The organism is Burkholderia sp. Tr-862 (assembly GCF_011753085.1).
Classification (GTDB): Bacteria; Pseudomonadota; Gammaproteobacteria; order Burkholderiales; family Burkholderiaceae; genus Burkholderia; species Burkholderia ambifaria.
Window position 1 is genome coordinate 1 of record NZ_VWWG01000088.1, and the last position, 17,060, is coordinate 17,060.

Annotated in this window: 6 protein-coding genes; 2 read left to right on the top strand and 4 right to left on the bottom strand. The window is 64.6% G+C overall.

Annotation, left to right across the window (positions count from 1 at the left end):
• The 4 genes from F3J14_RS21795 to F3J14_RS35785 all read right to left on the bottom strand — a co-directional run.
• Positions 1-1,400: AmpG family muropeptide MFS transporter (locus F3J14_RS21795; protein ID WP_247682262.1), on the bottom strand; the 1,400-nt coding region annotated here is incomplete at its 3' end.
• Positions 1,401-1,519: 119 nt separating this feature from the next.
• Positions 1,520-2,128: a methionine biosynthesis protein MetW gene (metW, locus tag F3J14_RS21800; RefSeq protein ID WP_166724776.1), complete on the bottom strand. Its 609-nt coding sequence runs from the start codon at positions 2,126-2,128 to the stop codon at positions 1,520-1,522.
• On the bottom strand, positions 2,125-3,270 hold the full coding sequence (locus tag F3J14_RS21805) for a homoserine O-acetyltransferase (RefSeq protein ID WP_166724777.1): 1,146 nt from the start codon (positions 3,268-3,270) through the stop codon (positions 2,125-2,127). Before F3J14_RS21805 ends, metW begins: the two co-directional genes overlap by 4 nt.
• Positions 3,271-3,926: 656 nt before the next feature.
• Positions 3,927-4,118 (bottom strand): hypothetical protein, encoded by a 192-nt coding sequence (locus tag F3J14_RS35785; RefSeq protein WP_041491295.1) that lies wholly within the window; start codon positions 4,116-4,118, stop codon positions 3,927-3,929.
• Here F3J14_RS35785 and F3J14_RS21810 point away from each other — a divergent pair.
• Positions 4,117-16,125 (top strand): YadA-like family protein, encoded by a 12,009-nt coding sequence (locus F3J14_RS21810; protein ID WP_247682263.1) that lies wholly within the window; start codon positions 4,117-4,119, stop codon positions 16,123-16,125. The genes F3J14_RS35785 and F3J14_RS21810 overlap by 2 nt on opposite strands.
• A gap of 152 nt (positions 16,126-16,277) precedes the next feature.
• Positions 16,278-17,009, top strand: coding sequence for an OmpA family protein (locus F3J14_RS21815; RefSeq protein WP_166724779.1), 732 nt, complete (start codon positions 16,278-16,280; stop codon positions 17,007-17,009).
• Positions 17,010-17,060: the final 51 nt, after the last annotated feature.

Genomic DNA, 17,060 nt, shown 5'->3' on the forward strand with positions numbered 1-17,060 from the left:
GATCTGATCCTGCACAACGGGCGCATCACGACGCTCGATCGTGCGAACCCCGTCGCCGCCGCGGTGGCGATCAAGGACGGCCGCTTCGTCGCGGTCGGCAGCAACGCGGACGTCATGCCGCTCGCGGCCGAGGCGAGCGTGCGCGGCACGGACGCGAGGCTCGTGAACAGCGCGAACTGCGTGGCCGTGTAGCGCGGGTCGGTCGTGCTCGCGATGTACGCGACGAACGCGGCCATCGTCAGGCCGGTGGTGAAGGTTTCGACGCCATAGACGATCGCGAGCGCGACCGTCATCGGGCTGAACTGCGGCGTGACGACGATGCCGAACACCGACAGCGCCGACGCGATTGCATGGCTCGTCGATACCGTGAAGTCGTACAGCACGGCCAGCACGGGCGAGCCGGGGCCGAGCTGCGCGAGCCACGCGAAGCCGAGGGTCGACACCATCTGCAGCGCGCCGAAGATCCACAGCCCGCGGCCGATCCCGATCTTCACGAGCCACACGCCGCCGATGATGCCGCCGGCGACGCTTGCGACGAGCGCGGTGGTTTTGGCGACGATGCCGATCTCGGTGCGCGTGAAGCCGATGTCGAGGAAGAACGACGTCGACAGCGTGGTCGCCATCGTGTCGCCGATCTTGAACAGGAAGATGAATGCGATGACCAGCAGCGCGCCGGTCCAGCCGTCGCGCTGGATGAATTCCCGGAACGGCAGCACGATCGCGTCGCGCAGGTTGCGCGGCGGCGCGCCGACCACTTCGGGCTCGCGCACGACGAGCGTCATCAGGATGCCTGGCAGCATGAACGCGCCGGTGATCGCGAACACGGCGTCCCACGGCAGGTGGTCGGACAGGATCAGCGCCAGCGAGCCGGGAATCAGCGCGGCGAGCTTGTAGGCGTTCACGTGCACCGCGTTGCCGAGGCCCTGCTCGGTGTCGCGCAGCAGTTCGCGGCGGTACGCGTCGATCACGATGTCGGCGCTCGCGCCGAAGAACGCGACGAGCGTCGTCAGCGCGGCGACCGTCCAGATCGAGTCGCGCGGCGACACGAAGCCGAGCGTGGCGATCGCGCCCGCGACCAGCAGCTGCGTGAGGAGCAGCCAGCCGCGCCGGCGGCCCGGCCGCCAGCCGGGCAGGCGCGGGATGTAGCGGTCCATCAGCGGCGCCCACAGGAACTTCCACGTATACGGGAACTGGATCAGCGCGAACAGGCCGATTTCCTTCAGGTTCACGCCTTCGGAGCGCAGCCATGCCTGCACGAGGTAGACGAGCGTGAACAGGGGCAGACCGGACGTGAACCCGAGGAACACGCAGATCAGCATGTGCGTGTTCAGATAGGCTCGCCAGCCGGGGTGATCCTCGTGAGCGGTGAGCGCGGGCGCCTCGTGTGGCGTTTTGGACATGGAATGGAACTGGGTAGCGTTGACTGATTGCGGCGGCAGCGCAGGCGGCAGCGCGGGTAGCGCAGCGGCGCGGCCGCACGTGCGTGCGGGCCGTCGGCGTCCGTCAACGGCTCCCCGGCTCAGCTGCGCTTGACGCGATAGACAGCAAGACTACCACGCCAGTTCGCTCCCCATCGAATCGGCTGGCCTTCGTGCAGCACGACGCGGTCGAGGATCGTCACGCCGACTTCCGGCGCGAGCGCCTCGAAATCCTCGATCGTCAGCACCCGGACGTTCGGTGTGTTGTGCCACTGGTAAGGCAGCGACTTCGACACCGGCATCCGGCCGTTCAGCACCGACAGCCGGTGCGCCCAGTAGCCGAAGTTCGGGAACGACACGATGCATTCGCGTCCGACCCGCGCGGTTTCGCGCAGGATCGCGGCCGTCTGGTGAATCGTCTGCAGCGTCTGCGACAGGATCGCGATGTCGAAGCTGTGATCCTCGAACAGGCGCAGGCCGTCCTCGAGGTTCTGCTGGATCACGTTGATGCGATTCTTCGCGCTCGCGAGCACGCCCGCGTCGTTGAGCTCGATCCCGTAGCCGGTCACGTCCAGTTCTTCCATCAGCAGCGCGAGCAGCGAGCCGTCGCCGCAGCCAAGGTCGAGCACCGTCGAGCGCGGTTCGACCCAGCGCGCGATCGTGCGGAAGTCCGCGCGCGCGGACAGGGAATTCAGCGCTTGCTGGTTCATGCGCCCACCTCGTTGGCGATTCGTTCGTAATACGCGCGGATCAGGTTGTGATAGCGCGCGTCGTCGAGCAGGAACGCGTCGTGGCCGTGCGGCGCATCGATTTCCGCGTAGCTGACCGTGCGCTTGTTGTCGAGCAGCGCCTTCACGATCTCGCGCGAGCGGGCCGGCGCGAAGCGCCAGTCGGTCGAGAAGCTCGCGATCAGGTATTTCGCCTGCGTGTGCGCGAGCGCAGCTGTCAGGTTGCCGTCGAACGCCTTGGCCGGGTCGAAGTAGTCGAGCGCGCGCGTGATCAGCAGGTACGTGTTCGCGTCGAAGTAGTCGGCAAACTTGTCGCCCTGGTAGCGCAAGTACGACTCGACCTCGAATTCGACGTCGAAGCTGAAGTTGTACGCGTCGAGCGCGCCATCGGCGCGGCGCAGCGCGCGGCCGAATTTCTCGGCCATGTCGTCGTCGGACAGGTACGTGATGTGGCCGATCATCCGCGCGACGCGCAGGCCGCGCTTCGGCTTCACGCCGTGCGCGTAGTAGTCGCCGCCGTGGAAGTCGGGATCGGACAGGATCGCCGAGCGCGCGACTTCGTTGAACGCGATGTTCTGCGCGGACAGCTTCGGCGTCGACGCGATGTTGATGCAGTGTGCGACGCGCTCCGGATACATCAGGCTCCACGCGAGCGCCTGCATGCCGCCGAGGCTGCCACCCATCACCGCGGCGAAGCGCTCGATGCCGAAGGCATCCGCGACGCGCGCCTGCGCGTGCACCCAGTCCTCGACGGTGACGACCGGAAAGCGCGCGCCATACGGCTTGCCGCTCGACGGGTCGATGCTCATCGGGCCGGTCGAGCCGAAGCACGAGCCGAGGTTGTTCACGCCGATCACGAAGAAGCGGTTGGTGTCGAGCGGCTTGCCCGGGCCGACCATGTTGTCCCACCAGCCGGTGCTGCGCGGATCGTCCGCGTAGACGCCGGCGACGTGATGCGACGCGTTGAGCGCGTGGCAGACGAGCACCGCGTTCGAACGCGCGGCGTTGAGCTCGCCGTACGTCTCGACGACGAGCTGATAGTTGCCGATCACGCTGCCGCTTTGCAAGCGCAGTGGTTCGGCGAAGTGCATGGTCTGTGGAGCGACGATGCCGATCGATTCCATTCGTTCCGCCTTATGACTGGGCGGCTAAACGGTGTCGGCGATGCGCGGAGGCGAAGGTGCGCGGCTGACGACCTCTTTAGCCGCATTTGTAGTGAACCTGCCGGGACCAAGACGCATCAAGGCCCGGCCGGTTCGCGCGCCCGCAATCGAGTCAGCAAATCGGCGCGCTTCCGACCTGCCGCCAAGTGGCGGCAGTCGGCAAAGTATAGCGGATTTTCCTGGCGAGCGAGCGGTCCGGCCGCCCATGCTCGAGCAGGGGCCGGCGCATGCCGTCCGGCGCCGCTGTTCAGCGAAACGCGTTGTCGTCGCGACTTTTTTAATACAGAAAATATCGAATTGTTTCGATACCCGGTGTAGCGGCTAAATCCTTCAAATCCCGTGACATTTATTAAAATTAAAAAGTAATTCGTACAAGTTCTAAATGGATTTTTATCTATTTAGTTCGTGTCCTGTTTTTAAGATGAAGGCATGTCAATAGAGTTTCAGCCAGCTTTCAGTATCCGGTTGAAACGCGCGATTTCGTAGCACTGTCGGCATGATCTTCTCCCCGTGTTCATGCGATTTCTCAGAATGCACGTTTCGCATTTCTTTCCGGAAAGCCGTAAGCGTTGAGCTACTTGTCACCGCTCGCCGAGTCGTCGCATCGATATGGCTTTTCAAAGCCGATGCGCGTCGAGGAGAGGTTTACCAAAGGAAAAGGTTCGTATGAACAAGTCGTATCGTGTCGTGTGGAACGCCTCGACCAGCACTTGGTGCGCGGCATCGGAAATTGCACGTGGGCGCTCGAAATCATCGCGCTCGGCGAAATCGAAAATCGCGGTAGCGGCCGCGCTTGTCGTTGCCTCCATGGGGTCCGCGTACGCGGACGAAGTCGACGCGGGAGATCCCGCGCTCGACGATCCGACCCATCTGACCGACGTCAAGCAGGAAGACCCGAAGACGCTCAAGCGCGGTGCTCCCGAAACGCGGGCAGTCGTGCCCGACAACAGCGCATACGTGAAGATCAATGCGAAGGGCGACGGCTCGGATAACGCGTCGGCGACGGGCGACAACTCGATCGCGATCGGCGCGAACGCCAGCACACGCCCGGGTACGTCGGGTCTCGGCGGTGCGGTGGCGATCGGTAACAAGGCGACCGCGGCCGGTAACAACGTCGCATTCGGCGCCAATGCATCGGCACTTGGAGAGGAAGGCGCGATTGCGCTGGGTACCGGGGCCAATGCGGGCGGCAAGTCGTCGATCGCGCTCGGCAACGAGGCACAGGCGACCGGTTGGGGCGCCTATGCGCTGGGGCGCAAGGCGAAGGCGACGGCGGAATCCTCGCTGGCGATCGGTGATTCGTCGATGGCGACGAGGGCAGGCACGACGGCGATCGGCTCACAGGCTGCGGCAGCTGCGGAAAATGCGATCGCGATCGGTCAGAGTGCGGCGGCGCGCGGCGCCGACTCGCTGGCACTCGGTTCGTATTCGGAAGCTGATCGGGACAATACGGTATCGGTCGGTACCGCCGGGTTCGAGCGTCAGATCGTCAACGTCGGGCGCGGCACGCAGGCGACCGATGCCGTCAACATTGCGCAGCTCAAGGACGTGACCGCCACGCTGGGCGGTAACGCTGCCGTCGACGCGAGCGGCAACATCAAGAAACCGGCCTACACGATCGGCACCAAGACCTACGACAACGTCGGCGACGCGCTGCTGGCGGCGTCCGAATCCGGCGGCGGCTCGGCAAACGCGGTGGAGTACGACTCCACCGCGAAGAATTCGGTGACCCTCGGCGGCACCGGGTCGGCCGTGGTCAAGCTTACCAACGTGCGTGCGGCCACGCTGTCGGCGAGCAGCACGGACGCCGTCAACGGTGCGCAACTGTTTGCGACCAACAACCGCGTGACCGATGTCGAGAAGTCGCTGAACGATAGCGGCCTGATCGATCCGTCGACCGGTGAGTCGCTCGCGGTCGTGTACAACGATGCGGCGAAGAGCACCGTTGCGCTGGGCGGCACGGGCGGTACGGTCGTCACGAACGTGAAGGCGGGCAAGGTCGCATCGGCCAGCAAGGACGCCGTGAACGGCGGCCAGCTGTATGACGTGTCGTCGAGCGTCGCGTCCGCACTCGGTGGCGAAACGACCGTCAATACGGACGGCACCCTTTCGAAGCCGACCTACAAGGTCGGCGACAAGACTTTCAACAACGTCGGGGACGCGCTTCAGGCCGCGGCCGCCTCGGGTGGCGGCGCCGGCGGCGAGGACACGAACGCCGTGCATTATGACGGCGCGGGCAAGACGAGCGTGACGCTGGGCGGTGCGGGTGCGTCGACGCCGGTCGCGCTGAAGAACGTCGCGACGGGCCAAGCCGCTACCGACGCCGTCAACGTGGCCCAGCTCCAAAGTGGCATGAGCGACGTCAAGGACGAGATCAAGCAGGATCTCGGCGACGGCACGCTCAACATGAAGTACATCAAGGTCAATGCCACCGGCATGCAGGCCAATGCGCTCGGCAAGAACAGCGTGGCGATCGGCTCGCAAGCGAATGCGACGAACGTCGATACGCTGGCGATCGGTTCGGGCGCCCGGGCATCGGGCATGAACTCCATCGCGATCGGCGTCAACTCGGTTGCCGCGGACGCCAATACCGTGTCGATAGGTGACGTGGGTGCGACGCGCCGGATCGTCAATGTCAGCGATGGCGTCGACGACACCGATGCCGTCACCATGAAGCAACTGACCGATGCGATGCACACCGCCGATACGAAGTTCGACAAGAAGATGACGCGGATGACGCGTGACGTTGAATCGAAGCCGGGCAGCTTCGTCGCGGTCGAAGGGTTGGGCGCGGACGGCAGCATGCCGAACATTGCATCGATGAACGGTCGCGATCCGAAGATGGGCACGGCTGCTGCCATCGGCGTGGCGAGTGGTGCTGGCGGGATCAACGCGATCGCGGTTGGTTTGCAGGCGGTCGCGAGTTCGGACCACTCGGTGGCGATCGGCAGTATTGCCCAGACGGGGGTCGATCAGCCGTATTCGGTCGCGATGGGCAGCATGGTTACGACGAATGGTGCCGGCGCGCTGGCAATCGGTTCTCGCGCGAAGGCCAACGCCGATAACGCGGTGGCGGTCGGCAACAACGGCGTGACAGCCGTGGGCAAGAGCTCGATCGCGATCGGCGACAAGGCGGTGACGGCGGCGGGTACCGTGAACAGCGTCGCGATGGGCAAGTCTGCCAACGTCGCGCAAAACGTCACAGATGCCATCGCACTGGGTGCCAACGCGAGTGTGGCGTCGGGCAATAACGGCGGCATCGCACTGGGCGCTAATTCTGTCGCCGATCGCGGCAATGCGCTCTCCGTGGGGTCGAATTCGCTCCAGCGCCAGATCGTCAACGTCGCAAAGGGTACTAAAAACAACGACGCGGTGAACGTGAGCCAGTTGACGGGCGTGACGAATGCGCTCGGCGGCGGCGCGGGCATCGACACCGATGGCACCGTCAAGGCGCCGACGTATAAAGTTGGCGACACGACTTACAACAACGTCGGTGACGCGCTCGACGCGATGGCGAAGAACGGCGGCTCTGACCCGAACGCGGTCGCGTACGACAGCGCCACGAAGGACAAGGTAACGCTGGCGGGCAAGACGGGCACGACGCTGTCGAACGTGGCGGCGGGTAAGGCCGACACGGACGCGGTGAACGTGTCGCAGTTGAAGTCGTCGGGTCTGATCGGCGAGGACGGCAAGTCGCTTGCTGCAATCACGTACGACAAGAACACGGACGGCACGGCGAACTACAAGTCGGCGACGCTGGCGGGTGAAGGTGGTACGAAGCTGACGAACGTGAAGGCGGCCGAGTTGTCGGCGACGAGCACGGACGCAGTGAACGGCTCGCAACTGTTCGCGACGAACGAAAACCTCGGCAACCTGAAGGACACCCTGACGGATGGTGGTGTCATCGACAAGACGACGGGCGAATCGCTGGCGGTGGTGTACGACAGCACGTCGAAGGACAAGGTGACGCTGGCTGGCGGCAAGACGGGCACGACGCTGTCGAACGTGAAGGCCGGTACGGCCGACCTGGACGCGGTGAACGTGTCGCAGCTGAAGTCGTCGGGCCTCGTTGGCGAGGACGGCAAGTCGCTCGCGGCAATCACTTACGACAAGAACACGGACGGCACGCCGAACTACAAGTCGGCGACGCTGGCGGGCGACGGCGGCACGACGCTGACGAACGTGAAGGCCGGTGCACTGTCGGCGACGAGCACGGACGCGGTGAACGGCTCGCAACTGTTCGCGACGAACGAGAACCTCGGCAACCTGAAGGACACCCTGACGGATGGTGGCGTCATCGACAAGACGACGGGCGAATCGCTGGCGGTGGTGTACGACAGCACGTCGAAGGACAAGGTGACGCTGGCCGGCGGCAAGACGGGCACGACGCTGTCGAACGTGAAGGCTGGTACGGCGGACATGGATGCGGTGAACGTGTCGCAGCTGAAGTCGTCGGGCCTGATCGATGGTGACGGCAAGTCGATTGCCGCGGTGACGTACGACAAGAAGACGGACGGCACGCCGAACTACAACTCGGTGACGCTGGGCGGCGGGAAGTCGACGGGCCCGGTGACGCTGTCGAACGTTGCAGAGGGCAAGGCCGGCACGGATGCGGTGAACGTCGATCAACTGACGAAAGCGATCGGCGACGTGGAAGGCGGCATGAACCCGCTGGCCGTGTCTTACGACAGCGTGACGAAGGACAAGGTGACGCTGGCCGGCGGCAAGACGGGCACGACGCTGTCGAACGTGGCTGCGGGTAAGGCCGACACGGACGCGGTGAACGTGTCGCAGCTGAAGTCGTCGGGCCTCGTTGGCGAGGACGGCAAGTCGCTCGCGGCAATCACTTACGACAAGAACACCGATGGCACGCCGAACTACAAGTCGGCAACGCTGGCAGGCGACGGCGGCACGACGCTGACGAACGTGAAGGCGGCCGAGTTGTCGGCGACGAGCACGGACGCGGTAAATGGCTCGCAGCTGTTCGCGACGAACGAGAACCTCGGCAACCTGAAGGACACCCTGACGGATGGTGGTGTCATCGACAAGACGACGGGCGAATCGCTGGCGGTGGTGTACGACAGCACGTCGAAGGACAAGGTGACGCTGGCTGGCGGCAAGACGGGCACGACGCTGTCGAACGTGAAGGCCGGTACGGCCGACCTGGACGCGGTGAACGTGTCGCAGCTGAAGTCGTCGGGCCTCGTTGGCGAGGACGGCAAGTCGCTCGCGGCAATCACTTACGACAAGAACACGGACGGCACGCCGAACTACAAGTCGGCGACGCTGGCGGGCGACGGCGGCACGACGCTGACGAACGTGAAGGCCGGTGCACTGTCGGCGACGAGCACGGACGCGGTGAACGGCTCGCAACTGTTCGCGACGAACGAGAACCTCGGCAACCTGAAGGACACCCTGACGGATGGTGGCGTCATCGACAAGACGACGGGCGAATCGCTGGCGGTGGTGTACGACAGCACGTCGAAGGACAAGGTGACGCTGGCCGGCGGCAAGACGGGCACGACGCTGTCGAACGTGAAGGCTGGTACGGCGGACATGGATGCGGTGAACGTGTCGCAGCTGAAGTCGTCGGGCCTGATCGATGGTGACGGCAAGTCGATTGCCGCGGTGACGTACGACAAGAAGACGGACGGCACGCCGAACTACAACTCGGTGACACTGGGCGGCGGTAAGTCGACGGGCCCGGTGACGCTGTCGAACGTTGCACAGGGCAAGGCCAACACGGACGCAGTGAACGTCGAGCAATTGACGAAAGCGATCAGCGACGTGGAAGGCGGCATGAACCCGCTGGCCGTGTCCTACGACAGCGTGACGAAGGACAAGGTGACGCTGGCCGGTGGCAAGACGGGCACGACGCTGACGAACGTTGCGGCGGGCAAGGTGAGCGCGGACAGCAAGGACGCGGTCAACGGCTCGCAATTGCACGGCACGGCGCAAAGCGTGGCGGACGCGCTGGGTGGTGGCTCGACGGTGGACGAAAACGGCAAGCTGAAGGCGCCGACATACACGCTGGTCGATCCGGCGGACGATACGAAGAAGGTCGATTACCACACGGTAGGCGATGCGCTGGAGAACCTGGACGGTCGAGTGGCAGGCAACACGGGCGACATCACGAACATCAAGAACCAGTTCACGAACACGGGCCTGGTGGATGCGGATGGCGACACGCGTGCCGCGGTGACGTACGACAAGAACAAGGACGGCACGCCGAACTACCAATCGGCAACACTGGCGGGTAAGGGTGGCACGAAGCTGACGAACGTGGCGGCCGGTACGGCCGACACGGACGCAGTGAACGTATCGCAGCTGAAGTCGTCGGGCCTCGTTGGCGAGGACGGTAAGTCGCGTGCTGCAGTGACGTACGACAAGAACACGGACGGCACGCCGAACTACAAGTCGGCGACGCTGGCGGGCGACGGCGGCACGACGCTGACGAACGTGAAGGCCGGTGCACTGTCGGCGACGAGCACGGACGCGGTGAACGGCTCGCAACTGTTCGCGACGAACGAGAACCTCGGCAACCTGAAGGACACCCTGACGGATGGTGGCGTCATCGACAAGACGACGGGCGAATCGCTGGCGGTGGTGTACGACAGCACGTCGAAGGACAAGGTGACGCTGGCCGGCGGCAAGACGGGCACGACGCTGTCGAACGTGAAGGCTGGTACGGCCGACATGGATGCGGTGAACGTGTCGCAGCTGAAGTCGTCGGGCCTGATCGATGGTGACGGCAAGTCGATTGCCGCGGTGACGTACGACAAGAAGGCGGACGGTACGCCGAACTACAACTCGGTGACGCTGGGCGGCGGCAAGTCGACGGGCCCGGTGACGCTGTCGAACGTTGCAGAGGGCAAGGCCGGCACGGATGCGGTGAACGTCGATCAGCTGACGAAAGCGATCGGCGACGTGGAAGGCGGTATGAATCCGCTGGCCGTGGCCTATGACACCGCGAAGAAGGACAAGGTGACACTGGCAGGCGAAGGCGGTACGAAGCTGTCGAACGTGAAGGCCGGTACGGCGGATATGGATGCGGTGAACGTGTCGCAGCTGAAGTCGTCGGGTCTGGTCGGTGAAGACGGCAAGTCGCGTGCTGCAGTGACGTACGACAAGAACGCGGACGGCACGCCGAACTACACGTCGGCGACGCTGGCGGGCGAAGGCGGTACGAAGCTGTTGAACGTGAAGGCTGGTACGGCCGACACGGATGCGGTGAACGTATCGCAACTGAAGTCGTCGGGTCTGGTCGATGGTGACGGCAAGTCGCGTGCTGCAGTGACGTACGACAAGAAGGCGGACGGCACGCCGAACTACCAGTCGGCGACGCTGGCCGGTGTTGGCGGCACGACGCTGTCGAACGTCGCAGACGGCAAGGCCGACAAGGACGCGGTGAACGTATCGCAACTGAAATCGACGGGCCTGATCGGCGAGGACGGCAAGACGCTGGCCGCGGTGACGTACGACAAGAACGCAGATGGCACGCCGAACTACAAGTCGGCGACGCTCGCGGGCGAGGGTGGTACGAAGCTGTCGAACGTTGCAGACGGCAAGGCCGACAAGGACGCGGTGAACGTATCGCAACTGAAGTCGACGGGCCTGATCGGCGAGGACGGCAAGTCGCGTGCCGCGGTGACGTACGACAAGAACGCGGACGGCACGCCGAACTACAAGTCGGCGACGCTGGCGGGTGAAGGCGGTACGAAGCTGTCGAATGTGAAGGCCGGTACGGCCGACATGGACGCGGTGAACGTGTCGCAGCTGAAGTCGACGGGTCTGATCGGTGACGACGGCAAGACGCTGGCCGCGGTGACGTACGACAAGAAGGCGGACGGTACCCCGGACTACAAGTCGGCGACGCTGGCAGGTGAGGGCGGCACGAAGCTGTCGAACGTTGCAGATGGCAAGGCCGACAAGGACGCGGTGAACGTATCGCAACTGAAGTCGTCGGGCCTCATCGGTGAAGACGGCAAGTCGCTGGCCGCAGTGACGTACGACAAGAACGCGGACGGCACGCCGAACTACAAGTCGGCGACGCTGGCAGGTGAAGGCGGCACGAAGCTGTCGAACGTTGCAGATGGCAAGGCCGACAAGGACGCGGTGAACGTGTCGCAACTGAAGTCGACGGGCCTGATCGGTGAAGACGGCAAGTCGCGTGCCGCGGTGACGTACGACAAGAACGCGGACGGCACGCCGAACTACAAGTCGGCGACGCTGGCGGGCGAAGGCGGCACGAAGCTGTCGAACGTGAAGGCCGGTACGGCCGACGCGGACGCGGTGAACGTGTCGCAACTGAAGTCGTCGGGCTTGATCGATGAAGACGGCAAGTCGATTGCCGCGGTGACGTACGACAAGAATGCGGACGGCACGCCGAACTACAAGCGAGCCACGCTGGCAGGCGAAGGCGGTACGACGCTGTCGAACGTGGCGGCGGGCAAGGCCGACAAGGACGCGGTGAACGTATCGCAACTGAAGTCGTCAGGCCTGATCGGCGAAGACGGCAAGTCGATTGCCGCGGTCACGTACGACAAAAATACGGACGGCACGGCGAACCACGAGTCGGTGACGCTCGCGGGCAAGACGGGCACGAAGCTGACGAACGTGAAGGCGGCCGAACTGTCGGCGACGAGCACGGACGCGGTGAACGGCTCGCAGCTGTTCGCGACGAACGAGAGCCTGGGCAACCTGAAGGACGCGCTGACGGATGGTGGTGTCATCGACGAAAAGACGGGCGAATCGCTGGCGGTGGTGTACGACAGCACGACGAAGGACAAGGTGACGCTGGCCGGCGGCAAGACGGGCACGACGCTGTCGAACGTGAAGGCCGGTACGGCCGACCTGGACGCGGTGAACGTGTCGCAGTTGAAGTCGTCGGGTCTGATCGACGAAGACGGCAAGTCGATTGCCGCGGTGACGTACGACAAGAAGGCGGACGGTACGACGAACTACGGTTCGGTGACGCTGGGCGGCGGGAAGTCGACGGGCCCGGTGACGTTGTCGAACGTGGCGGCGGGCAAGGCCGGCACGGACGCAGTAAACGTCGACCAGTTGAACGATCTGGAAGACTCGCTGGTCAACGGTGCAATCAAGCTCAAGTACATCAAGGTCAACTCGGAAGGTCGCGAGGCAATTGCGAGAGGTCCCGAGAGTGTCGCGATTGGTGCGAACGCCTGGGCAACCAGGCCGCAAGCGATGGCATTGGGGTCGGGTTCGCGAGCGAACGGTCTCAACTCGGTGGCAATCGGCTACAACTCGGTCGCCGACGACGACAACACCGTTGCGGTGGGTAACGTCGGTGAAGAGCGCCGTGTCGTTCACCTCGCTGCTGGTGTCGACGACACCGATGCCGTCAACATGAAGCAACTGACCGATGCGATGCATTCCGCCAATACGAAGCTCGACGCGAAGATGACGCGGATGGTGCGTGACGTCGAATCGAAGCCGGGCAGCTTCGTCGCGATCGAAGGGTTGGGCGCGGACGGCAGCATGCCGAACATTGCGTCGATGAACGGTCGCGATCCGAAGATGGGCACGGCCGCCGCCATTGGCGTTGGAAGTGGCGCCAGCGGGATCAATTCGATCGCGGTCGGTCTGCAGGCGGTCTCGAATTCGGATCACTCGGTGGCGATCGGCAGTATTGCGCAGACCGGGGTCGATCAACCGTATGCGGTCGCGATGGGCAGCATGGTCACGACGAACGGCGCAGGCGCGTTGGCAATCGGTTCCCGAGCAAAAGCCAACGCCGAAAACGCGGTGGCGGTCGGCAACAATGGCGTGGTAGCCGTGGGTAAGAGCTCGATCGCGATCGGCGACAAGGCGATGACGAAGGCGGGCACCGTGAACAGCATCGCTATCGGTACGAATGCGAACGTGCAACAGAACGTGGCCGACGCCATCGCGCTCGGGGCGAACTCGCAGGCGCTGTCCTCGAACAGCGTCGCGTTGGGTGCCAACTCGATCGCGAACCGTGCGAATGCCCTGTCGATCGGCGCAGCTGGTGCCGAACGCCAGATCATCCATGTCGCGAACGGTACGCAGAACACCGACGCGGTCAACCTCGGCCAGCTCAAGGGCCTGGCCAACGTGGTCGGCGGCGGTACGGGCTTCGACGCGAACGGCGACGTGACCGCACCGACGTACACGATCGACGGCAAGGAGTACCACAACGTCAACGACGCGCTGCAGGCTGCGGCGAAGAGTGGCGGTGATGGCAGCAACGGCACGGATCCGAATGCGGTGGCCTATGACGGCGAGCTGAAGGACAAGGTGACGCTGGCCGGCCAGAACGGTACGACGCTGTCGAACGTTGCGGCAGGCAAGGCCGACACGGACGCAGTGAACGTGTCGCAACTGAAGTCGTCGGGCCTGATCGACAAGGACGGCAATGCGGCGGCTGCGCTGACGTACGACAAGAACGAGGACGGTACGCCCAACTTCGCGTCGGCAACGTTGGCAGGTGACGGCGGCACGACGCTGACGAACGTGAAGGCCGGTGCGCTGTCGGCGACGAGCACGGACGCGGTGAACGGCTCGCAACTGTTCGCGACGAACGAGAACCTCAGCAACCTGAAGGACTCCCTGACGGATGGCGGCGTCATCGACAAGACGACGGGCGAATCGCTGGCAGTGGTGTACGACAGCACGTCGAAGGACAAGCTGACGCTGGCCGGCGGCCAGACGGGTACGACGCTGTCGAACGTGAAGGCTGGTACGGCCGACATGGACGCGGTGAACGTGTCGCAACTGAAGTCGTCGGGCCTGATCGGCGAGAACGGCAAGGCGCTTGCAGCCGTGACCTACGATACGCACACCGACGGCACCACGAACTTCGCTTCGGTGACGTTCGGTGGCATGAACGCTGGCGTCCCCGTCGCGCTGCACAACGTTGCTGCCGGCAAGGTATCGACCGATGCAGTCAACGTGTCGCAGTTGAAGGGCGTGACCGACATCATCGGCGGCGGTGCGGGCATCGATGCGGACGGCAAGGTTACCTCGCCGGTCTACAACGTCGACGGCAAGGATTATGTGTCGGTCGGCGATGCCATCAAGGCGCTGGAGCAGCGTGAGGGCGGCACCGGCAACGGTACGAACCCGAACGCGGTCGCCTATGACGACGCCACCAAGGCAGCGGTGACGCTGGCTGGCGCGAAGGGCACGGTGATTCGTAACGTCGCGGACGGCTCGCTTGCCGAGTTCAGCACCGAGGCTGTCAACGGCGGTCAGGTGAATTTCCTCGCGTCGAGCATCGCGGATAGTCTCGGCGGCGGCGCGAAGTTCGACCCGGTGACCGGCGACATCTCGGCGCCGACGTATGAACTGACTGCGGCGGATGGCTTGACGAACACGTACGACAACGTCGGCGACGCGTTCAAGCACGTCGACGAGCGCGTGTCGACGCACACGAAGCAGATCGACACGCTGGAGAAGGGTGTCGCGAATGCGGTTCAGTACGACGACGCAACGCATGCCGCCGTCACGTTCGGTGGCGCAGGCTCCGCGCCCGTCATGCTGAAGAACGTCGCGGACGGTGTCGACGAGACCGATGCGGTCAACGTGCGGCAACTGCGCTCGGCCGGCCTGGTGGGTGAAGACGGCAAGCTGCAGTCGGCGGTCGTGTACGACAAGAACGCGGACGGCACGACGAACTACGGTTCGGTGACGCTCGGCGGTGTCGGCGCGGCGACTCCGGTCGCCCTGCACAACGTGGCAGCCGGCAAGGCTGCGACGGATGCGGTGAACGTCAGCCAGTTGAGTGGCGTGACCGATGCGCTCGGCGGCGGTGCGAAGATCGACGAGGAAACCGGCAAGGTCGTCGCGCCGACCTACGACGTGGGGGGCAACACCTTCCACAACGCAGGCGACGCACTGACGAACATCGACAACCGGGTCACGCAGATCCAGGACAACCTTGGTGAGGCCACGAAACTGGTCGGCGCTGTCGCTTACGACAAGAACGGCGACGGCACCGTGAATTTCAACAAGGTGACGCTGGGCAACGGCTTGTCGTCGGGACCGGTGGTGCTGACGAACGTCGCGGACGGCAAGAACCAGTACGACGCCGTGAACTACGGTCAGTTCTCGAAGCTGGAAGGGCGTGTCAGCAATATCGACGAACGTCTGAACGCAGCGGTGCCGCCTGGCGGCAACAACAGCGGTAACGACGGTGGGTCCGGCAGCAACCTGATCGGTGGAACGGGCGGTAGCGGCAAGGACAGTGCCGAGATCGTCGCCGCGAAACCGGGCAACGGCAACGGCAACATCGCTGTCGGCTCCGGCTCGCAGATCGTCGATGGCAAGAACAACGCCGCGGCAATCGGTGCCGGTTCGAAGGTGTCGGCCGACAACGGCACGGCGCTTGGCCAGGGTGCGTCGGTGTCGTCCGGTGCGGACAACTCCGTTGCGCTGGGCCAGGGCTCGAAGGCGACCGAGGCCAACACCGTGTCGGTCGGCTCTGACGGCCACGAGCGCCGGATCGTCAACGTCGCGGACGGGGTGAAGGCCACGGACGCCGTCAGCAAGGGGCAGTTCGACCGTGCGCTCGGCGGTATGCAAGGCCAGATCAACGACATCTCGCGTAACGCCTACTCCGGTATCGCGGCGGCCACGGCGCTGACGATGATTCCGGGCGTCGATCCGGGCAAGACGCTGTCGTTCGGTATCGGTGGCGGCTCGTACAAGGGCTATCAGGCAGTCGCGATGGGCGGTGAAGCGCGCATCACGGAAAACCTGAAGATGCGCGCCGGCGTCGGCCTCAGCAGCGGCGGCAATACCTACGGCGTAGGCGCGTCGTACCAGTGGTAAGGCGGTGACGCGGGCCGTTCGGCCCGCGTCGTCACCTGATACGTGGCAGGCGGGCATTTGTCGCCCGCCATGCCACGCATCACGCCACGCGCGAGCGACTCTATTTCCACCGATCAATTTCCATGAGTCCGCGTCGAGCGGACTGAACCATCATGAAAACACCACAACACTTTGTTCGCCGGGGCCTGCTCGGCGCATTCGTAGTCCTGCTGAGCGCATGCGCGACGCAATCCGGCCCGACGTATACCGTTCGGGCGATCAAGGCCACCGATCAACCCGGGCCCGTCTTTCGCGTGACGTGTGAGGGGTTGGTATCCAGCACGCGCTCGTGTGAAGCGGCCGCGCAGAAGGTCTGTGCTGGCAAGCCGGTTACGCCGCTGCAGGCCGTCGATCGCGTTCGTGGCGGCGCCGCGATGGGCGATCCGCGCGAATTGACGTTCATGTGCGGCGTGCCGCCTCAGGCGAGCGTCGCGCCTCCTGTTGACGCGCAACCGCAACCGGTCGTGCAGCCGCAGCCGGCGGTCGAGCCCGTCGCGCAGCGTCAGGTGCTGCTGCAAGGCAGCGCGAATTTCGCGTTCGACAGCGCGGCGCTGACGCCGAGCGCCCGCCAGGAACTCGATCGCTTTCTGGACGTGAACCGCGAGGCTCGATTTCGCCGTGTGACGGTCACGGGCTACACCGATTCGCAGGGGGCGCATGCACATAACGTTCGACTGTCCGAGGCACGTGCGCGTGCGGTGGTCACGTACCTGCGCACGGGCGGACTGCAGGCGGAACACGTCAAGACCGTAGGCAGGGGCGCGGCGGATCCGGTCGCCAGCAACGCGACGGCCGAAGGGCGCGCGCAGAACCGGCGAGTCGAAATCGAACTCGAGAAGGCATAACGAACGTGATTGACGACTCCGCGGTCACCGGTGACGGTCGCCGCGGAGAGA